The 18,272-nt window shown below is 37.7% G+C and carries 22 protein-coding genes; 14 read left to right on the top strand and 8 right to left on the bottom strand.

Annotated features, from left to right (window positions below):
- Window positions 1-327: 327 nt before the first annotated feature.
- The 4 genes from BABA_RS11760 (at window position 328) to BABA_RS11745 (ending at window position 4,473) form a co-directional block, all read left to right on the top strand.
- Window positions 328-1,959 carry a long-chain-fatty-acid--CoA ligase gene (locus BABA_RS11760; protein ID WP_007085413.1) on the top strand — a complete coding sequence of 544 codons (1,632 nt, stop codon included), beginning with the start codon at window positions 328-330 and terminating at the stop codon, window positions 1,957-1,959.
- 116 nt (window positions 1,960-2,075) lie between these two features.
- Window positions 2,076-2,810 (top strand): hypothetical protein, encoded by a 735-nt coding sequence (locus BABA_RS11755; protein WP_007085412.1) that lies wholly within the window; start codon window positions 2,076-2,078, stop codon window positions 2,808-2,810.
- Between the two features lie 20 nt (window positions 2,811-2,830).
- A complete protein-coding gene (locus BABA_RS11750) occupies window positions 2,831-3,373 on the top strand; it encodes a hypothetical protein (RefSeq protein ID WP_007085411.1) in 543 nt (180 codons plus the stop codon).
- Between the two features lie 20 nt (window positions 3,374-3,393).
- Window positions 3,394-4,473 (top strand): alpha/beta fold hydrolase, encoded by a 1,080-nt coding sequence (locus BABA_RS11745; RefSeq protein ID WP_007085410.1) that lies wholly within the window; start codon window positions 3,394-3,396, stop codon window positions 4,471-4,473.
- 70 nt (window positions 4,474-4,543) lie between these two features.
- Here the strand turns inward: BABA_RS11745 and BABA_RS11740 are convergent, their stop codons facing one another.
- Window positions 4,544-5,326: an alpha/beta fold hydrolase gene (locus BABA_RS11740; RefSeq protein WP_007085409.1), complete on the bottom strand. Its 783-nt coding sequence runs from the start codon at window positions 5,324-5,326 to the stop codon at window positions 4,544-4,546.
- Window positions 5,327-5,473: 147 nt separating this feature from the next.
- Here BABA_RS11740 and BABA_RS11735 point away from each other — a divergent pair, with 147 nt between their 5' ends.
- Together BABA_RS11735 and BABA_RS11730 are read left to right on the top strand one after the other, a co-directional pair.
- The gene (locus BABA_RS11735; RefSeq protein ID WP_007085408.1) at window positions 5,474-5,911 is read left to right on the top strand and encodes a helix-turn-helix transcriptional regulator; all 438 of its coding nucleotides are present in this window, start codon (window positions 5,474-5,476) and stop codon (window positions 5,909-5,911) included.
- Window positions 5,892-6,479 carry a hypothetical protein gene (locus BABA_RS11730; protein ID WP_007085407.1) on the top strand — a complete coding sequence of 196 codons (588 nt, stop codon included), beginning with the start codon at window positions 5,892-5,894 and terminating at the stop codon, window positions 6,477-6,479. The genes BABA_RS11735 and BABA_RS11730 overlap by 20 nt, the downstream gene beginning before the upstream one ends.
- Window positions 6,480-6,630: 151 nt before the next feature.
- On the opposite strand, the gene BABA_RS11725 is transcribed toward BABA_RS11730, so the two are convergent.
- The 3 genes from BABA_RS11725 to BABA_RS11715 are packed head-to-tail and all read right to left on the bottom strand — an operon-like array spanning window position 6,631 to window position 8,459.
- Window positions 6,631-7,329: a hypothetical protein gene (locus tag BABA_RS11725; RefSeq protein WP_157273170.1), complete on the bottom strand. Its 699-nt coding sequence runs from the start codon at window positions 7,327-7,329 to the stop codon at window positions 6,631-6,633.
- Window positions 7,330-7,367: 38 nt separating this feature from the next.
- On the bottom strand, window positions 7,368-7,808 hold the full coding sequence (locus tag BABA_RS11720) for a DUF6114 domain-containing protein (RefSeq protein WP_051186041.1): 441 nt from the start codon (window positions 7,806-7,808) through the stop codon (window positions 7,368-7,370).
- Between the two features lie 39 nt (window positions 7,809-7,847).
- Window positions 7,848-8,459: a DUF6230 family protein gene (locus BABA_RS11715; protein WP_007085404.1), complete on the bottom strand. Its 612-nt coding sequence runs from the start codon at window positions 8,457-8,459 to the stop codon at window positions 7,848-7,850.
- Window positions 8,460-8,750: 291 nt separating this feature from the next.
- Here BABA_RS11715 and BABA_RS11710 point away from each other — a divergent pair, with 291 nt between their 5' ends.
- The 4 genes from BABA_RS11710 to BABA_RS26510 all read left to right on the top strand — a co-directional run bounded on the left by BABA_RS11710 (window position 8,751) and on the right by BABA_RS26510 (window position 10,960).
- Entirely contained in the window at window positions 8,751-9,932 is a 1,182-nt protein-coding gene (locus tag BABA_RS11710; protein WP_007085403.1) for a response regulator transcription factor, read from the top strand.
- Window positions 9,933-10,121: 189 nt separating this feature from the next.
- Window positions 10,122-10,547: a CotY/CotZ family spore coat protein gene (locus BABA_RS11705; protein ID WP_007085402.1), complete on the top strand. Its 426-nt coding sequence runs from the start codon at window positions 10,122-10,124 to the stop codon at window positions 10,545-10,547.
- Between the two features lie 145 nt (window positions 10,548-10,692).
- Window positions 10,693-10,797: a YjcZ family sporulation protein gene (locus tag BABA_RS26515; protein WP_083865370.1), complete on the top strand. Its 105-nt coding sequence runs from the start codon at window positions 10,693-10,695 to the stop codon at window positions 10,795-10,797.
- 22 nt (window positions 10,798-10,819) lie between these two features.
- Window positions 10,820-10,960, top strand: a complete 141-nt coding sequence (locus BABA_RS26510) for a YjcZ family sporulation protein (RefSeq protein WP_007085401.1) — start codon at window positions 10,820-10,822, stop codon at window positions 10,958-10,960.
- A 46-nt stretch (window positions 10,961-11,006) separates the two neighbouring features.
- Here the strand turns inward: BABA_RS26510 and BABA_RS11700 are convergent, their stop codons facing one another.
- Window positions 11,007-12,743 (bottom strand): AAA family ATPase, encoded by a 1,737-nt coding sequence (locus tag BABA_RS11700; protein ID WP_007085400.1) that lies wholly within the window; start codon window positions 12,741-12,743, stop codon window positions 11,007-11,009.
- 110 nt (window positions 12,744-12,853) lie between these two features.
- Window positions 12,854-13,114: a hypothetical protein gene (locus BABA_RS11695; RefSeq protein WP_007085399.1), complete on the bottom strand. Its 261-nt coding sequence runs from the start codon at window positions 13,112-13,114 to the stop codon at window positions 12,854-12,856.
- Between the two features lie 180 nt (window positions 13,115-13,294).
- Here BABA_RS11695 and BABA_RS11690 point away from each other — a divergent pair, with 180 nt between their 5' ends.
- The 4 genes from BABA_RS11690 (at window position 13,295) to BABA_RS26015 (ending at window position 17,444) form a co-directional block, all read left to right on the top strand.
- Window positions 13,295-14,875, top strand: coding sequence for a peptide chain release factor 3 (locus BABA_RS11690; protein WP_040346124.1), 1,581 nt, complete (start codon window positions 13,295-13,297; stop codon window positions 14,873-14,875).
- Window positions 14,876-14,989: 114 nt separating this feature from the next.
- Window positions 14,990-15,466, top strand: a complete 477-nt coding sequence (locus tag BABA_RS11685; protein WP_007085397.1) for a hypothetical protein — start codon at window positions 14,990-14,992, stop codon at window positions 15,464-15,466.
- A 155-nt stretch (window positions 15,467-15,621) separates the two neighbouring features.
- Complete coding sequence (gene sigI / locus BABA_RS11680; RefSeq protein ID WP_040346095.1) at window positions 15,622-16,368, top strand: RNA polymerase sigma factor SigI; 747 nt, start codon at window positions 15,622-15,624, stop codon at window positions 16,366-16,368.
- Window positions 16,365-17,444, top strand: coding sequence for an anti-sigma factor domain-containing protein (locus BABA_RS26015; protein ID WP_007085395.1), 1,080 nt, complete (start codon window positions 16,365-16,367; stop codon window positions 17,442-17,444). The genes sigI and BABA_RS26015 overlap by 4 nt, the downstream gene beginning before the upstream one ends.
- Window positions 17,445-17,485: 41 nt before the next feature.
- Here BABA_RS26015 and BABA_RS11670 read toward each other — a convergent pair whose 3' ends face one another.
- Window positions 17,486-17,689 carry an alpha/beta-type small acid-soluble spore protein gene (locus BABA_RS11670; protein ID WP_007085394.1) on the bottom strand — a complete coding sequence of 68 codons (204 nt, stop codon included), beginning with the start codon at window positions 17,687-17,689 and terminating at the stop codon, window positions 17,486-17,488.
- Between the two features lie 138 nt (window positions 17,690-17,827).
- Entirely contained in the window at window positions 17,828-18,181 is a 354-nt protein-coding gene (locus BABA_RS11665; RefSeq protein WP_007085393.1) for a DUF3905 domain-containing protein, read from the bottom strand.
- Between the last annotated feature and the right edge of the window lie 91 nt (window positions 18,182-18,272).

The raw sequence follows: 18,272 nt of genomic DNA, 5'->3' as shown, positions 1-18,272 counted from the left end.
TTATGGTAGATTCCTTTATTGCTATAACAATTTGCTCACATTTTGAGTTGGGGAAAAATCGAATATTATGTGAACAAATAATGGTATATTGTCAAAATCTATCAGGATTTCCATGGGATTTTGTTGTGTTTTGTAGAAATTCGTCATAAATGTTCCCTTCTTAAATTTTATTGTTATGAAAATTGATGAAGGGTGTCGAAATCAGTGCATTTACAAAAAACTTTTTTACAACAATAATTTAAATGGATACAACTTCTTCCAAGTTTAAAAGGTTTCGATTTTACCTAAATGTTTAAATTTGGGGGAGAAAATAAGGAGGGGAATAATGTGGTTTATCAGAAAAAGCCATGGTTAAAATTTTACGATCCTAGAATTAGCAAGGAAGTATCAATTGAATATGATTCATTATTTGACCTATTAAAGCAGGCAGCAAATATTCATAATGATAATTCGGCACTGTCATTTTTCGGGAAATCCTGGAGCTATAAAGAAACTAGAATGATTTCTGAATGGTTTGCAGCCTCATTATATCGAGTCGGGCTTAAAAAGGGTGAGCGGCTGGCAATTATGCTGCCAAACTGCCCACATTATATTTTTAGCCTTTTTGCTACATTCCGTTTAGGCGGCATTGCCGTTCAAGTAAATCCAATGTATGTCGAAAGAGAAATTGAATATATCCTTAATGATTCCGATGCGGAATACATGGTTGTATTTGAAGCCTTTTACCCTAGAGTAAAGCAGGTTCAGCCAAAAACATCTTTGAAAAAGATTATTGTCGTTGGATTTGGAGGAAACAGAATTCCGCTTGCAGATGGAGATATTTATTTTGAGGACTTTCTGACACATGATAATGTGATTCCTGATATTCCAATTGACATCCATGAAGATGTGGCTCTTCTCCAATATACTGGTGGAACAACTGGGGTATCAAAAGGGGTGATGCTGACACATCATAATTTACTGGCCAATATTATTCAGGTATGTGATTTTACCTATAATGCTGTAGATGAGAAACCGGAAAACTTTAAAATTGTTAGTGTCCTGCCAATGTTTCACGTGTATGGGCTCTCTTGTAATGCTTTATCAGCCATAAGAATTGGCTGTAATCAGCTCATTTTACCTCGATTTGATGTTAATGAAGTGTTAGAACTAGTTAAGCGGGAGAAACCGTTTCAAATGACGGCCGTGCCGACCATGATTTTTGCTTTGAATAGTCACCCGCATTTAGAAGATAGTAATATCGGTGATATTTATTATTTAAGCAGCGGCGGTGCTCCACTGCCTATTGAACAAGTTAAATCATTTGAAAAAAGAGTAGGTACAAGATTATCAGACGGCTACGGTCTATCAGAAACTGCTCCGTCTGCCATTTCGACACCGCCATTCCTGCCGCGAAAATTAGGAAGTGTTGGTATTCCGCTGCCAGGAACCGAGGCAAGAATCGTTGAAGAAACTTCAGAAGGTCTTATAGATGTACCCGTAGGTGAGGCTGGAGAATTGATCCTTCGCGGGCCACAAGTAATGAAAGGATATTGGAAGCGTCCTAGCGATACAGAAATGGTGTTAAAAGGCGGTTGGCTATTTACCGGTGACATCGCAAAAATGGATGAAGACGGCTACTTTTATATCTTGGATCGTAAGAAGGATATTATTATTGCCAGTGGCTACAATGTTTACCCGCGTGAGATTGAAGAGGTGCTGTACCAGGATGAAGCGGTAGAAGAAGCGATTGTGATTGGTGTTCCAGACACATACAGGGGTGAAACAGTAAAGGCCTTTGTTAAGCTAAAACCAGGTTCAGCTGTAACACCGGAAACACTGATCGAATTTGCAAAGGTAAATTTAGCGCCATATAAGGTGCCGAAAGAAATAGAAATACTTGATGAGCTTCCTAAGTCATCTGTCGGCAAGCTTTTAAGAAGAATGTTACGCCAAGAGCAAGAAAAAGCACAGGTATAAAACACACCCCAGAAAAAGCAGCATTAAACACAAGTGATTCTTCTCTACTAAACTACATCATTGACAAACCTTCACAACAATTATTCATAAAATTTCTTTAAAAGGAAGCGAGAAAGATGGCCGGAAAAAAAGAAAATGAAAAAGAATTAGAAAAAGCTGCAGAAAAGGATTCCCATGTAGCATCGCCGGCAGCTGAAGCAAATATAGTAAATGAAGCAATCGAAAATAAGGAAGAAGTGCCAGTACTAGAGGCCAATTCAGCAGTTGAGAAAACTGTAGAAAAAGACGATAGCGAAGAGCAGCTCTCTAGTCTAGACATCCTATGGTGCACGGCGTTTGGAGAGTTAGATGAATGGGCGAGCCGAGCTGATTATCGTGATGAGGTTTTCTTGAATAAGGCAAACCTTTTTGCTGAAAGTGTACAGCGTAACCAAGGAAATGCAATCGAAATCGCTGCACAATTTTACCAAGAATTCTCTGCTTGGGAAAAGACCGCTAGAGAGGAATTCTTAATGTCTACTACCAGTCTGCAGCATTTTTTCCCGCTTAAGTCTTACGAAGATATAAATGGGAAAATTGACCAAGTTCAAGAAAAGACATTAGCAATGCTAGTAACTCCATGTCAAAAGGTTGCAAGTAATCTGTCAATGGATAAGTATCTTGAATTGATAGACCAATACATTACATTACGAAAAAAAGGCAGAGAGCAATATATTAAAACTGTTAAGCAAGCCGGGAGCTTAATATATGAAAATCAGAAGGGCTTTGTAAATCTCTTCGCCCGACAAATTAAAACGTTAATGTTCCCATTAAATAAATACTTAGAAAAAACCGAAGAACTTACCAAATGATAATTAAGGGGCGCTGCATCATGTCTAATGAACAAAATTTTGATCCATTGTTGGGGTTCAAGCAATTAAGTGGAATGTGGGAAAAACAATTAAACGGTGTATTATACAATCTGACCGACAATAAAGAATTTGTTCGGACAGCAAGTGCTGGATTAAATACCTATTCACGATACATGAAGCAGCTGAGGAAAAATCAAGAATTTGTTGCAGCTTTAATGAATATCCCCACTAAAAAAGATGTTGCTAATGCCGCAAAGCTATCAGTTCAGGCGGAAGAAAAAATGGATCTATTAGAGGAACAAATTTGGAATTTACAAGATAGTGTTAGCTCAATTTCGAAAGAAAACGTAAGAATGTTCGAAGAGGTCGTTACTATTGTTATGCAAATGAAGAATGAATTTCAAAAGGTATCTCAAGAGATGGCGGAAATGCAAAATGTTAAAGCTGAACTTTCTTCATTGAAAAATCTTATTGAAAAAAAAGAGAAGGAACAGCAGAAGAAAGAATCAAAAAAATTACAAGATAAGGAATTAGTGCTCACCGGTACTAACACATCTAAATAACAAGGGAGGGAGCAATGAAAATGAGCACTAAAGTTTTAGGAACAAACTTTTTTCCATTATTAAACATAGAAAAAGAAACAAAACGGTGGAACAATCTTTATAAAATAATGACTGAGCACAAACCGGAGATTGTCCCCACACCACGGCAACGTATCTGGAAGAAAAATAAGACAACTTTATGGTATCATCCTGCGAAAGATAAAAAACATGATGTGCCAATTTTTCTAGTTTATTCTCTTTTAAACAAGGTATACATTCTTGATGTAGGAGAAGGAAGCAGTGTTGTCGGGGGGCTGACAGAGCGCGGCTATGATGTCTACTTGTTGGATTGGGGTTCACCAGGTCTTGAAGATAGTGATATTACTCTCGATAATTATATTATTGATTATATGGAGAATGCCCTTAAACGAGCACTAAGACATTCAGGTGCAAAGGAAATTTCTCTTGCAGGATATTGTTTAGGCGGAACGATTGCAGCCATCCTGGCATCTATTACGAAATTACCAATAAGGAATTTAACTCTTGCTGCTGTTCCAATTGATTTTAGTATAGGAATTGTCCCTGATAAGTGGCTCGAAGGTCTTCAAAAGGGTTCTCTGAGTTTTGATCAATTTACGGATGCGCATGAAACCATTCCATCCGAATTTCTCTATTTAATGTTTAGGGTGTTATCACCCGTTTATGGAAGCCCTAAAATCAATCTTATCACCCGTGCGCATGACGAGGAATATGTAGAAAAATGGCGCCGCATGGACAAATGGACAAAAGACACAGCTTCATTTACAGGTGCTGCATTTAAGCAGATGTTTAATGATCTCTATAAGGATAATAAACTCTTAAAAGGTGATTTGATGATTGGTGGCAGGAAAGTAGATTTAAAGAATATTACATGCCCACTTTTTGTTTTCTCTTGTTCACGCGATACACTTGTGTTAGATAAGCAAAGCCTGCCAGTTATGGATCTAGTCTCAAGTGAAGATAAGACTTATGAGGTTTATGAAGGGGGACATGTATCACTGGCATTGACGGGAGTGTTCGCTGAAATTTGGGACAAATGGCTTTCATCACGTTCACTTGATGCCGAAAAAGAACCTGTATAATTAAGAGGAACCAGAATAAATGATTAACGGGAAGATGGGTAGGGGTCTGATTCTTCCCGTTTATCATAGATTATACAGCTGTTTTTTGTTGATTGAGGAACCTTCTTAAGAGGCGGTTAAACCGGTCTTTTGCTTCCAATTTGGCAAGATGACCGGTATTCCTCATAATAATAAATTCAGAATGTGGAATCAACTTGTGCATGGATGCCTGAATCCAAACTGGTAAAACAGAGTCATATTGTCCCCCAATGATTAGCGTAGGGACATTGATCTTTGGTAATAAGGTTCGGTTATTGACTTCAAGGCAATTTTTCAAGGATTCAAGAAAAATTTGCTGCTTTGGCCGAAAGAAATGACGAAATAATTCCCTTGTTTCCTTACTCCAGGAATACAATGCCATCCGACCAAGAAATTCCTCTTGTTTTCCTGCTGCCGTAACGGCCTCAAACTTTTCTTTGCGATTCTTAAATAACCAACTTCTTAGCTTCTTCGGGAAAAAATGGAATGTACTAACAAACATGAGTGAACGGCAGAGGTGTGGAGCTTGACGGTAGATTTCCTGTGCAACGGCACCGCCCATTGACAGACCTAGAATGTGGGCGTTTTCAATATTTAACTCCTTCAATAATTCAATTAAGTCTGCGGCAAAGTTTGGAATGGAAATACCCTCCGTTTTTGTACATTCCCCATGACCGCGTAAATCAGGAATAATTAGCTCAAATTGGTCGGCTAATTCAAATTGGTTACGCCATCCTTCTTTCACTTCACCTAACCCGTGGATGAGTACCAGTGGTTCCCCTTTTCCTAAATGCAAATAAGGTACACCTAATTTGCTGATTCTCGCTTTTTCCATTTTACACCACCTTTTCATTTTATACAGTTTATAACCATGTTCACCGAATTGTAAACATATAAATTCTAATGATACATATATTTATTTTACGCATTGACATAATATAACTCATAGATGTAAAATACATGTAGGTGAGGTGATAAAGATATGGTAAACAAAGATAATCAATCAGTCAATCCATCAAAAAATTTTGTACTGCCATTTATTTTATTGCTTCTGAGCAAAGTTTCTCTTCACGGGTATGAACTAAGCCAAAGGTTGGAGACATTCGGATTTAAGACCCTTGATCAAGGGAACTTATATAGAATGTTAAGACAGTTGGAAAAGGATGAACTTGTTTCATCGGAATGGGATACAACAGGAAGCGGGCCAGCCAAAAGAAGGTATTCCATTACAAAAGCGGGTGTTACATATTTAAAGGGCTATGCCAATCAACTAGAAACCTATCAATCCATCCTAGACCAATTCTTCAAGATGTATTCCAGTTTTCTTGAGCTCTATATTCCATCTTTTCAAAAGAGGGATCCAATAGAGAAAGTAAATAATAGTAGGAGGAGGAAGGACGATGGCACAGAAGAAAAGTGAAACGGTTTTTACTGCGGATGAAAAAGTCATTCCAACAGCAGAGGAACCGATCGTTGTAGGATCATTTGTTACCACATTATGGGATCAGTATGAGCAATCACGCGAACGTGCTGAGCAGCTACGGGAAAACCGTGAAGATACCTATATTAATGCGGTTAGGGAGGTCATCAAGTTCAATAAACAATACCGTAAATCCTTTGCCAATTTATATGAGCAGACGAAAAAAACAAACAAGGATATGGTATCAGAACTGATGCATCAAATTAATACAGGTAAAGAAGAAGATGCCCCTGTAAATGACCGAGAAGAATTAAAGAACCAACTGAAAGAGGTTACAGGTCAATTAGAGAAATTAGCGCTAACCCCAGTTCGATCTATTTTCCATATCGTTGAACAGTTGGAAGATAATTTCGAAAAAAATGCGGAATCAAACGTATCCTATGCGCGTGACCGTAGAAATGCATGGCTTGCTGTTCGGAAGGAATATGTGAAGAAAGCAAGAAATACTCATTTAAATCTTGTAGAACGCGGCAAGAACAGTTTTAAAGAACTTGTCAAAACTCCGTAAGTTTACTAAATAATTAAGGGGAATTAACAGCATTGACTGACAACAGAATCCTTAACAAAAGCTAAAACCACAATCTTTTTACAAAATAAAAGATTGTGGTTTTTTATATATTGAACCTTTTGAAAGACTAATAGAAAACAATCGATGCTATTCAGTCAGCATCGATTGTTTTTATGGGTTGAGGATCTTCTGAAATCGGATTTGCATCACTTTCTTCAGAAACACTTGGTTCAGAGGTATTGTCTTTTGCAAGATTTTGGTCTTGCCCCCCTTGGGGATCAATACTTGCTTGATTAGCCTGTGATATTAGTATAGTTTCAATATTGGATTTAACCATTTTTAGCACTGTTTCATTCATTGGTTCTAATTCAACTTTACCGCCCTCTTCAAAACTTAAATTAAATTTTGGAAGAATCGAGTGGTCACTTGTCACAAGGTGTGCAAGGAGTTTAACATTTTTTAGACCAATATTACCACTAGCTGGGGTGTAAGTCTCAAATTCACCCGGATTTGTAACAGATAAGGACAAGTTATTAAATAGGACTGTATCACCAGAACTAATAATATTCGTGACAATCCCATTTGGAGTCTTTACTAACTTTTTAATCTTTAATCCTTTAACCGTTGTATGTTCAAATTTTAGTTCAAGCATGGGGCGACTTGGTTGATCAGCTGTTTCCCCATTTATTAGATTAGTGCCTTTAATAGTGCCCTCTAATTGATCAGCTTCAATAACAAAGCCTATTAATATAGATTCAACTGCAGAACTATGATTCGTTGGGATTAAAAACCCGCTCATTGCAATAATAAATATGAGTCCAATTCTGAAAAGTTTTCTTCTCTGCTTCAAATCTATCACCGTTTTCTGTAACAAATAAACTGCCATTATTATTCGGATATTGTTTCTTTGCTTGATGCAACCTCTATTTCTGCTATACGGGTTTTATTTGAATCATCTTGAGTATCTGCAGGAGCCATTATGGGTTTCCAAGCAATCATCATTGCCCCGCCAACAATTCCTAGAATTGTTCCGATTAAGAAACCGCCTAATGCTCCCATAATCGATAAAACAGAAGCGAAAATTCCCACTATTCCAAGCAGGGTAGAAAGTTTCGGCATGAAATATCCTAGGACACCCATTAGAAGGGTTAACCCTCCTAATAAAAGGCCAATAACAATCATACTCCCTGGTGCAGCCGCAATTTCGTAAAGCTGCGCAGGCACAATTAAAATGATTATTCCAGATAATATTGACAAGGTCGCCCCCCAAAAAGGGCGCCTTGCTCTCCAATTCTTAAACTTATTACGTTTTGAATATCTAGAGCTCATTCATATCATCCCTTACCTGTTAATTCCCCGATGTCAATATTATTTAGACGGTTGTTGAATTGGTTCAAACAAAACCTTCATACCCCCAAGAGTTACTGTTTTTTGGAAAAGATATACTGTATCAAGTACACCATTCTTGATGGTAATAGAATTAGCAGTTTGTGTAAAATGTTCTGCAGCTGCCCCTGCAAGTACTTCAGGCTTACTAAGGTCACGATCTCCGACATATTTTTCGGCCATGGTTAGGTTATTAAATGAAGCATCGCCCCTTACCATCGTTGCTTTTTGTTGAAGACCAGTAATCTCAACTGGTTTTTCTGCAGTAATGACCGCGTTGATCTTTAAAAACGGTATAGATTTTGAGATTTTCAAATTTGTAATCGTTGCTTTGTCAATTTCATTAACAGCAACTGGATTGTTTTGTTGCATGGCACTATCGGCAAGACTGCCATAAAGCTTGAATCCTGTACCTTGCATTTCGTCAAAGCTTACGGTAAACCCACCCACTAATGGCATTGCAGCAGCCATACCTGTCAATCCAAAAGTACCTAATAGTGCTCCTAAAAATAAAAAGCCCCCTACCAACGCAATGATGAGTTTCTTCTTAACCGTCTGACCTCCAATAATTGCTGTTTCTGTTGCTAAATTCATACACATTCCTCCTTTTGGATTTGAAAATGTGAAATCATTCCAATAAATATGTAAATGCTTTCACCATTCGTCATAATTTTATGACAAACCCATCATCCTGGAAATCCCTACATTTGTAGGAGGTTTATCCTAGTAAAAAATGATGGAGAGCTTGAGGTGACAAAATATTAAAAAAGATGCAGGATATGCAGGAATTTTGGAAGGTTTCGGGGAATTATGTTAGTAAATATAAACTGTTATAATACAAGAAGATGAACAGCCTAGATTTACAAGAAAGGGTGTATGCGGAGGATGTCAAAATCATTAAATCATCATTTGGATAACCTTTTAAACGATGCTGTTTTCATGCTAAGTCATTATCAAGAGGATCTTTTACAAGAATGGAGTCTTATGCTCCAATCGCTTAAAAATACGAATAAAAAGTCAATCTCAGTTTTCGAATTTATTAGTGAATTTTTAGTCAAATTTCTACGTTCAGTAAATGAAGGAACCGTTGATATATATCGGATGTTAAATGAGATTCAGGATGAATGGAACGATCAATTTCACAGACAGCCTGAACCGGAAGCATTAATCTTTCATCTGAATTTGTTGGAGAACGCAGCCCACAAGGTTTTAAAATCGACAATCGCTTACTCATCAAAATTACATCCTTCTGTCCATTACTTGTTTTCAAAAATCAGCGAAGTAATGCTGTTTCAATCGAAAAATGAGAATAATAGTATTTGGAAGGATGCTGTTATCTTATTTAATGAGTGGATCATCCGCTCGCAAAACTTTAAGGAGTCAGTAGAAAATATTTGCTTTGGATTTGGTTATTTTCTTCCTTTTGAACGGTGCGCTCTTTTTAAGTTTACCAATGAGGAAAGTGTAGGGGTTGGTTTATTTGGCCATCATTTAAATACGGAGGAGATTCAAGCAATCGCAGAAAAGATCACCAATATCCCAGTGCTGAATGACAGCCTTGTAAAATTAAAATCACAGGGCCATGAAATGAAAAATTTCCAGCCAATTTTTATACCCTGTGCAGAACATGATCTTCCGGAAAAGTATGTGAGGAAATTTGAACTTACTTCGTTAATTATTGTTCCCATTTATGTTCCGGAGGAAGGAAAAATAATTGGAGGGGTCGTTTTAGATCAAGGTCCCGGAAACCTCTTTACTGCGGATACAAGTTTGTTTCCTGCGCTGATGAAATTTGGACAAAGTTCCGGAGAATTGTTGTCAAAGTTTATCGAAGCAGATATTAAAAAGCAAGAACTGCCAGAAAGAGATTCCATCACTTTGTCACCAAGAGAAATGGAAATTATTAAGCTTTTAGCGGATGGTGCTTCAACTGCAGAAGCGGCATTAAAGCTTTATTTAAGTGAATTTACGGTCAGGGATTACATATCAAATATAATGAAAAGGCTTAATGCGCAAAATAGAACGGAAGTAGTTGTCAAAGCGATACGAATGGGAATTATTGATTGAAGCCGCCTGAGGCTATTCATAACCTCCTTATGCCTAAAAAACTGTCAGCAAATGCTGACAGTTTTTTTAGGTATCTATCCTATTCGGATAAATACCTGTTTTTAGTATGAGAGGAGCCTATACCATCTGCTAAGAATAGAATAATTTAAAATAAGGTATGTATGTGAAACAAAAGGAAGGAGGATGGGTATGGGAATAAGTGGAGTTGAACAGTGTATATGTCATGAGATGGAACAACTTCTTGAGGAACAGCAAAAACTATCTTTTGAAGGCTTCCGTTTCATTTGTGAAGATATTGGATTTGATACAATCCCATTTATCCTTTCAAATGGGAAATGTCCATTTGAAACATTTGGGGTAACAAGGTATGGGGAATTTTTCACTACACAGGTTTTTCGGTTAGAAAAACTTGATCCAAGACATTGTTGCGCAACACTATCACTCTTAATGCCAGTTGATATGGATGGCTGCCCGGTGGATTTATGTGATGATGTATATTCGCTGTTTAAAACAGATAACTGTATGATAATCGATTTGAGATGTTTTTGTACAATTCAGCCGTTATCCCCCAAATTAGTTAATCGGGAACTTCCTATTATCGAACCAAAATGTTAATAAAAGTGGAAATATGTTAAAAGCTCATTCGCAAAAGAATGGGCTTATTCTTTTTTTCAAAATTAATTATTATGGATATGTGTCTATCGCACATTTTTATCTGGGTGAATAGGATATATGGAATTCACAAAGGGAGGTAATGTAAATGTCTGGTGTAGCAGGTGGCTTTGGAGGCGGATTTGCCCTACTAATCGTTTTGTTTATTTTGTTAATCATTATCGGAGCTTCTTGGGGTTGCGGATTCTATTAATATAAATAAGGAGGAATAATAAATGTACGGATATGGTGGTTTTGGAGGCTGCGGCTATGGTGGTTGCGGCTATGGTGGAGTTGGATTTGGCGGCGGTTTCGCGTTAATCGTCGTATTATTTATCCTTCTGATTATTGTCGGTGCGGCTTGCTTTAGATGGTAATCATAATAGCTCCAGTGCCAAGGGTACTGGAGCTTTAAATTTTGGTTTATGCCATCACTAGATCCTCTATGTTGTTCGATTTCTTCCAAACAATTTCTTCTACCTCTGAACCTTCGATTGTTTCTTTCTTTAATAAAATATCAACCAATTGCTGATACTGATGTTGATGGCTCTTAATTAAAGCCTCTGCTTTTTCTAAGCCTTTAGCAAAGAGTTCTTGCATTTTTACTTCTTTATCTTGTTTGTTAAATGTCAAGGTGAAACCGTCTTGAAGCATTCCTATATCCACCATCTGTTCAATGATTTGTTTAGCCTGCTGTACATCGCCGCTTACACCAATGCTGTGTTCACCCAGAAACATTCTTTCAGCGACACCGCCTGCTAATACCATGGCAACACGGTCAAGGAGGTCAGAGCTTGTGGATAAATGCAATTCTTTAGGAATTGGTGCTACATATCCAAGCGCCTCTCCGCGGGGAATGATGGTAGCTTTTCTAACCGAACCAGGCTTGGTTAATGAGGCGACAATTGCATGACCAGCTTCATGGATGGCAACCCTATGTTTTGTTTCATATTCCTGTAAGGAACGAGAGGTGTTGCCTAGAATGGTTCTGTCAAGGGCATAATCCAGATCATGCTTGTGGATCATATCCTGCCCATTTCTAACTGCCCGTCGGCTGGCTGTTTCAAAAAGGGACTGAAGTTCTGCACCAGAAAAACCTGAAGTACTCTCAGCTAAGTCATCTAACGATGCGAAAACATCTTCCGCAAGAGACTTGCCCTTTGTATGAATGTTAATAATTTCTCTTCTTCCCCTTGTATCTGGCAATGGTACTTGGAAGGAAAAGTCGATCCTTCCCGGCCTTAGGAAGGCTTCATCAAGCATGTCTTTTCTATTAGTAGCGGCAATAAACAATATGCCATCATTAGAATGACCGCCATCAAGCTGAACGAGAAGTTCCGTTAAGGTTTTTTCTGCTTCTTCACCTCCATGGGCTTTTCGTTTGCCTGCTAAAGCATCCACTTCATCGATAAAAATTACTGCTGGCCCTTGTTTCCTTGCTGTTTGGAACAAGGAGCGGACACGGCTGGCACCAATACCAACAAACAATTCATTAAAAGCAGATCCGCTGGCAGTGAAAAAAGCTGCATTTAATTCGCGTGCGATGGCTTGAGCCAATAACGTTTTCCCTGTACCAGGAGGTCCGTATAACAAAATTCCTTTTGGTGGTTTTATACCTAATTTAATAGCCCGTTCCGGCTCCTTTATGGTAGAGAGTGTCTGCATTATTTCTTCTTTCATTTCCTCTCCAAGTCCACCTACATCTTGTAAGCTGATAGTAGGAAGAGGACGTGACTTAGAAACACTATTTTTCATTGAGTTATGAAGGCCGAAGCCCCCCTTTTTCTTTTGCAGGGCAATTGCCGCACCGGCAAGTAATAAAACGATCCCGCCCATAAACCACTTTCCATACTTGCTGCTAGTGGTATATGAATATTCGATATTATATTTTTCAACAAGTTTATCAATCATTTGACTGTTTGGTGGAACATGGGAAATATATTCTTCTTTTCCTGCTTTCATGTTTAGGCTGCCATCTGCACGTTCAGTAAGAGAAACTGGTTTCCCATTTTGAGCCTGAATTGTTTTTTCAACAGATGAGAAGGGGATGGTGACCTCATTATTTGAAGTTTGGACATACCAAACGATACCTACCACTACAAGAATAAACGCTGTGAATAACGGGATAAACTTTGAAACTACTTTTTTACTTTTATTCATCCAACAACATCTCCTTTAAAAGGGTCATCCCCTATTATAAAGGAACTTCCAAAAAAATGGATGTGGGAATCAGTGGAAGAAAAAAACACACGAAAAGTGTGTTTTTGATTCTATGATAATAAACGAAGATGGGGAATAATTGGCATTAAGACACTTTGGGCAAGTACACCAATACTTACGCCAATGCTCGATGCTTTACTCCATTTAAAAACATGAACTTTTTCATCTTTTCCTTCATACAAAAATAATAGCTGCTCACCTTCTTCAGCAATGCCAATTTTATGAAAAGATACCTTATTTTGCTCAAGAACAATTTCAAATGCTTTATGCAACAATGCTAAGGTCTGCTGATCAAATTTAGTAACTTCCATATTTCCTCCTAAGGGAATCTTATTTTATATCCACATAACACCTATTATATTATTTTACCATAAGTGTTAAAAGAAAAAATCAGTGTCAGTCAATTGAAATATTGCAAAGATATCATTTGCTCTGATAAGATTGAAGTTATGATTAAAAATTTTTTCATTGGCAAAAGAGAGGAAGACATGATGGGTAAAAATTTTATAGAAGACGTATTATCGCGCCGGACATTTGCGATTATTTCCCACCCGGATGCCGGTAAAACGACACTAACAGAGAAATTATTATTATTCGGCGGAGCCATTCGCGATGCTGGTACTGTAAAAGCGAAAAAGACGGGGAAATTTGCCACAAGCGATTGGATGGAAATTGAAAAGCAACGTGGAATTTCTGTCACTTCAAGTGTGATGCAATTTGACTATGACGGGTTTCGCGTCAATATTTTAGATACGCCTGGACACCAGGATTTCAGTGAAGATACGTATAGAACGTTGATGGCTGTGGATAGCGCGGTTATGATTGTTGATTCGGCAAAAGGGATAGAGGAACAAACATTAAAATTATTTAAAGTATGCCGGATGCGCGGAATTCCTATTTTTACGTTTATGAATAAACTTGACCGCCAAGGGAAGGCACCACTTGAGCTTCTGGCCGAACTGGAAGAAGTTCTTGGAATTGAATCCTATCCGATGAACTGGCCGATTGGAATGGGAAAAGAATTCCTTGGTATTTATGACCGTTTTAATAATCGAGTGGAACAATTCCGGGTTAATGAAAATGAGCGATTTATCTCGTTAAATGACAAGGGAGAAATTGCCGGTGATCATCCATTAAAATTGTCAGGACTGTATGATCAAACACTTGATGAAATTATGCTGCTGAATGAAGCGGGTAATGAGTTTTCAGCTGAAAAAGTGGCTTCAGGCGCTTTAACACCTGTTTTCTTTGGAAGTGCGTTAACCAACTTTGGTGTTCAAACCTTTCTAGAGTCGTACCTGAAATTTGCTCCAGCACCGAAGGCACGTAATTCGTCTATCGGAGAAATAGATCCATTAGGCGAACAATTTTCGGGCTTTGTCTTTAAAATTCAAGCTAATATGAATCCTGCCCACCGGGATCGGATTGCCTTTATACGCGTTTGTTCGGGGAAATTTGAACGCGGTATGACTGTTAATATTCCGCGGTTAGGAAAGCAATTAAAGCTTTCCCAATCAACTTCCTTTATGGCTGAAGAACGAAATACAGTTGACGAAGCGGTTAGCGGCGATATTATCGGCTTATATGACACTGGCACATACCAAATTGGTGATACCTTGACCACTGGCAAGGATCATTTCCAATATGAAAGATTGCCGCAGTTTACTCCGGAATTATATGTGAAAGTTACCGCTAAAAACGTAATGAAGCAAAAATCCTTTTATAAGGGGATTGAGCAGCTTGTCCAAGAGGGAGCGATTCAGCTATTTAAAAGGGTAAGTATCGATGAGTATCTATTAGGTGCTGTGGGTCAGCTACAATTCGAGGTATTTGAGCATCGGATGAGAAATGAGTACAATGCAGAAGTTTTAATGGAACGAATGGGTTCGAAAATTGCGCGCTGGGTGGACGGGGAAACAGTAGATGAAAACCTTTCAAGTCCACGTAGTCTTTTGGTGAGGGATCGTTTTGACAATTATGTATTTTTATTTGAAAACGACTTTGCCCTACGCTGGTTCCAAGAAAAAAATCCAAACGTAAAACTATACAATCCAATGGATCAAAATGAGTAGAATGACAAAGGCTAGGAAAAATTTTTTCTCGCTAGTTATTTTGGCACAAGGAATGGGAAAGCTATACTGAGAAGTTTTTATTCTAAAATTGCCAAGTAGAAGCGGGATTGTACTATGAAAAAATTGAGCAAATTGGAAGCCGTTTTATGGAATATTGCCTTTCCTGGTTTCAGTCAATTATTAACAGGTCATTATATTAAAGGTGTTTTGTTTGTTGGTTTGGAATTTGTTATGAATGGTAAAAGCCGCTTTAACCAGGCAATCATGTATAGTTTCTTGGGTGAAATTGAAATGGCTGAGGCGGTCGTAAACTATCAATGGCTAATGTTTTATCCATGTGTCTATATGTTTTCGCTGTGGGATGGTTATCGGCAGGCAATGCCGCCTGATGAAAAATATACCTTTTTGCCGTTTGTCTTTTGTGCATATTTTGTTACTGTTGGTTTAATGGTCTCGCCAAAGGTAACGATTTTTGATTTACACCCAGGTCCTATTTTTTTACCAATGCTGTTTTTGATTCCAGGTCTATTAATTGGGTTTATGATTAAATTAATGTTGGCAAAAAACTTTAGAATAAATAATTCTTCTTAAAACCTCAAATCAGGAAAAACTGGTTTGAGGTTTTTTTATTGGGAACCCCCATAAACCATTTAAGAAGAAACGTAATTATGTAAAGAAAAAGCTTTCTCCTCTTAAAGTCCAAAATAGCGAAATATGTTATAATTGGTCGAATAGAGGTGAGCAAAATGCTAAGTTTATTGTTTATGACTAAGAAGAAAAAGAGAACTTTAGAAGAAATGGTTCTTTTGATTCAACAAGGTGACCGTGACTTGCTTGATGAACTAATTGATGCTTATAAGCCTTTTATTGCCAAAACAGTTTCTTCTGTTTGCAGGCGTTATATATATGAATCCGATGATGAATTTAGCATTGGTCTTATCGCATTTAATGAAGCCATTGAAAAATACTCAACTGAGCGGGGAAGCTCACTACTAAGTTTTTCAGAGGTAATTATCAAAAGAAGGATTATTGACTATATTCGTAAACAGACTAAAAATCAACATATTAGTATTGATATAACTAATACCAGTCAAGAGGAAGAGTCAGCGGGTTCGATCATTGTTAATGAACTTTCCCTTGATGATTATCAAAAAAAGAATGATGAACAATTAAGAAAAGAGGAGATTCTCCATTTTCAGAGATTATTAACAACTTTTGATTTGAGTTTTAGCGACTTAGTCGAAAATTCTCCTAAACATGCCGATGCGCGGAAAAGTGCGATTTTGACAGCGAAAATATTAGTCGAGGATCCTGAGTTGAAAGAATCATTATTTGAAAAAAAGCGCCTTCCCATTAAACAATTGGAAAAAATGGTGAATGTCAGCAGAAAAACAATTGAACGGAACCGGAAATACATTATTGCGATTGCACTTATATTATCTAATGATTATTTGTATATGAAGGATTATATAAAGGGGGTGTTAGAAACATGAAAAAAGGAATTGTAATGGAAGTAGATGAAGCTTTTTTGACGCTTTTAACCCCCGAGGGTGAGTTTTTCCGCACAAGGAGACAGGACCATCCGTATACAATCGGTGAAGAAATTCACTTTTTTCCGATTGAAAGTGTTAAATCTACTAAACCATCCTTTTCACTAAAGAATCCTCTTAAATTCAAAACGGTGTGGATTATGATGGCTGCTTTATTGATTTTAATTGGCTCATTAATCCCAAATTATCAAAATAATACTGCCTATGCTTATATGTCTATTGATGCGAATCCTAGTATCGAGATTGGTGTAAATAAAAAAATGCAGGTGATAGAGTTGACCGGTTTCAATAAAGATGGAAAGAGGCTTATCTCAGAACTCCCTAATTGGAAGAAAAAAGATGTTTCGCAATTAACCAACTCCATTTTAGTTAAAATGAAAAATGCAGGTTTCATTAAAAATAATGACCCTGTTATCATTTCTACCGTGAGAACCGAACAACCTATGGAAAAAGCAGAGAAAGCACTGCAAAAGAAAATTAATAAGATTAAATCAACATTGAACGACCAGCAATTAGAGGTAAAAGTGCTAACCGCTTCCCAAAAGGAACGAGAAAATGCACACGAACTTGGGATATCGACAGGAAAATACCGAGAAAAAATAAATCAGTCAGAACAAAAGAAGAAAGCTAAATCAATTGAGAAAATACAGGAACAAAAAGCCCTGACGTCAGAGCAGGAAAAAGTTCTTCCACCTGGACAATTGAAGAAACAGGTTAAAACTAATGCTGTTCAAAACTTAGACGTTCCAGAGGATACCCCTAAAAATGAAACGATTCGTTCCGAAGGAAAATCGATTCCTCCAGGTCAATTGAAAAAAGATGATGACGAACGATGGAAACAAAATCAAGAGCAATCAAAAAAGCATGAACAACAGTGGGAAAGGCCAAACCAACAAAATCAAGGGCAATCCAAAAAGCAAGAACAACAGTGGGAGAGGCCAAACCAACAAAATAGAGGAAATCAGAAACAAGAGGTTTCTAACCCTAATCAATGGAAGAAAGATCATAAAAACAAGTAAAAGTCCGGCAATCAGCCGGACTTTTTTCCATATTTATTTAATTATTGTTTTGTAAACTGACCAGACATTTGGGCTTGTGCTTGTTGTACAAGTCTTTTCGTAATTTCGCCGCCTACGGAGCCGTTTGCTCTTGAAACTGTATCTGAACCTAGATTAACGCCGAATTCATGTGCTATTTCGTATTTTACTTGATCTAAATACTGCTCAATCCCAGGTACTAATAATTTGTTGCTGCTATTTGCCATGTTTTTCAACTCCTTTTTTCTTCCAGAGGATTTTCTAACCTCTGTAAATGTAGTATTTAATTTCTGTACCCATTTCATGAGTGGTAATGTTTTGCCAAACTGGAAGTTGAAACTTTAAAGCACTTCCGCTATTCGTATTTAGTCAGTTCCTTTCCCTACATCTTTTGTAGGGTGCATAAAGGGGGAGGCTAGGGGTTTTCTTTTACTTTCAAGCAGCTCACGATTTTCTGTTGTATTCCAGCCAATATCATTTGTTGGATGAACCCATTCGTCACCAGCCATAATTGACGGGTCTGTATCCTGTGTCCAGTTCTCTAAGGGGGAATTTTCAGAGGCATATATACTATCCCCAATTGTCACACCATGTTTATTGACAAAAGGTGCCTCCATTTTGATGCCGGTTCCTTCAAAGCTTGGCGCATTTATTTGATGTGGCATTGTTTCGTCTATCGTTAATTTTTTTGAGGTCTGTTTATTCTGTGACTGTTTCATGTCTGCTCACTCCTGTTTTTCCTTATCCAGCTCCAGCGCCCTAGCGGCTAGTGTCCTTCGCTCTCCGCCCTACGATAAGTCAACATCGAAT

Origin of the sequence: Neobacillus bataviensis LMG 21833, assembly GCF_000307875.1 — a bacterium.
In the GTDB taxonomy this organism is placed as follows: domain Bacteria; phylum Bacillota; class Bacilli; order Bacillales; family Cytobacillaceae; genus Neobacillus; species Neobacillus bataviensis.
Note: the sequence above shows the minus strand (reverse complement) of the source record. Positions and strands in the feature narration are given on the sequence as shown.

Bases quoted from the DNA above. Each gene is read 5' to 3' on its own strand.
- BABA_RS11735 (WP_007085408.1), top strand. From the start codon at position 5,474: ATGGTAAACAAAGATAATCAATCAGTCAATCCATCAAAAAATTTTGTA.
- BABA_RS26515 (WP_083865370.1), top strand. From the start codon at position 10,693: ATGTCTGGTGTAGCAGGTGGCTTTGGAGGCGGATTTGCCCTACTAATC.
- BABA_RS11690 (WP_040346124.1), top strand. From the start codon at position 13,295: ATGGGTAAAAATTTTATAGAAGACGTATTATCGCGCCGGACATTTGCG.
- BABA_RS11700 (WP_007085400.1), bottom strand. From the start codon at position 12,743: ATGAATAAAAGTAAAAAAGTAGTTTCAAAGTTTATCCCGTTATTCACA.
- BABA_RS11695 (WP_007085399.1), bottom strand. From the start codon at position 13,114: ATGGAAGTTACTAAATTTGATCAGCAGACCTTAGCATTGTTGCATAAA.
- BABA_RS11740 (WP_007085409.1), bottom strand. From the start codon at position 5,326: ATGGAAAAAGCGAGAATCAGCAAATTAGGTGTACCTTATTTGCATTTA.
- BABA_RS11755 (WP_007085412.1), top strand. From the start codon at position 2,076: ATGGCCGGAAAAAAAGAAAATGAAAAAGAATTAGAAAAAGCTGCAGAA.
- BABA_RS11665 (WP_007085393.1), bottom strand. From the start codon at position 18,181: ATGAAACAGTCACAGAATAAACAGACCTCAAAAAAATTAACGATAGAC.
- BABA_RS11750 (WP_007085411.1), top strand. From the start codon at position 2,831: ATGTCTAATGAACAAAATTTTGATCCATTGTTGGGGTTCAAGCAATTA.
- BABA_RS11715 (WP_007085404.1), bottom strand. From the start codon at position 8,459: ATGAATTTAGCAACAGAAACAGCAATTATTGGAGGTCAGACGGTTAAG.
- BABA_RS11670 (WP_007085394.1), bottom strand. From the start codon at position 17,689: ATGGCAAATAGCAGCAACAAATTATTAGTACCTGGGATTGAGCAGTAT.
- BABA_RS11705 (WP_007085402.1), top strand. From the start codon at position 10,122: ATGGGAATAAGTGGAGTTGAACAGTGTATATGTCATGAGATGGAACAA.
- BABA_RS11685 (WP_007085397.1), top strand. From the start codon at position 14,990: ATGAAAAAATTGAGCAAATTGGAAGCCGTTTTATGGAATATTGCCTTT.
- sigI (WP_040346095.1), top strand. From the start codon at position 15,622: ATGCTAAGTTTATTGTTTATGACTAAGAAGAAAAAGAGAACTTTAGAA.
- BABA_RS26510 (WP_007085401.1), top strand. From the start codon at position 10,820: ATGTACGGATATGGTGGTTTTGGAGGCTGCGGCTATGGTGGTTGCGGC.
- BABA_RS11745 (WP_007085410.1), top strand. From the start codon at position 3,394: ATGAGCACTAAAGTTTTAGGAACAAACTTTTTTCCATTATTAAACATA.
- BABA_RS26015 (WP_007085395.1), top strand. From the start codon at position 16,365: ATGAAAAAAGGAATTGTAATGGAAGTAGATGAAGCTTTTTTGACGCTT.
- BABA_RS11720 (WP_051186041.1), bottom strand. From the start codon at position 7,808: ATGAGCTCTAGATATTCAAAACGTAATAAGTTTAAGAATTGGAGAGCA.
- BABA_RS11710 (WP_007085403.1), top strand. From the start codon at position 8,751: ATGTCAAAATCATTAAATCATCATTTGGATAACCTTTTAAACGATGCT.
- BABA_RS11730 (WP_007085407.1), top strand. From the start codon at position 5,892: ATGGCACAGAAGAAAAGTGAAACGGTTTTTACTGCGGATGAAAAAGTC.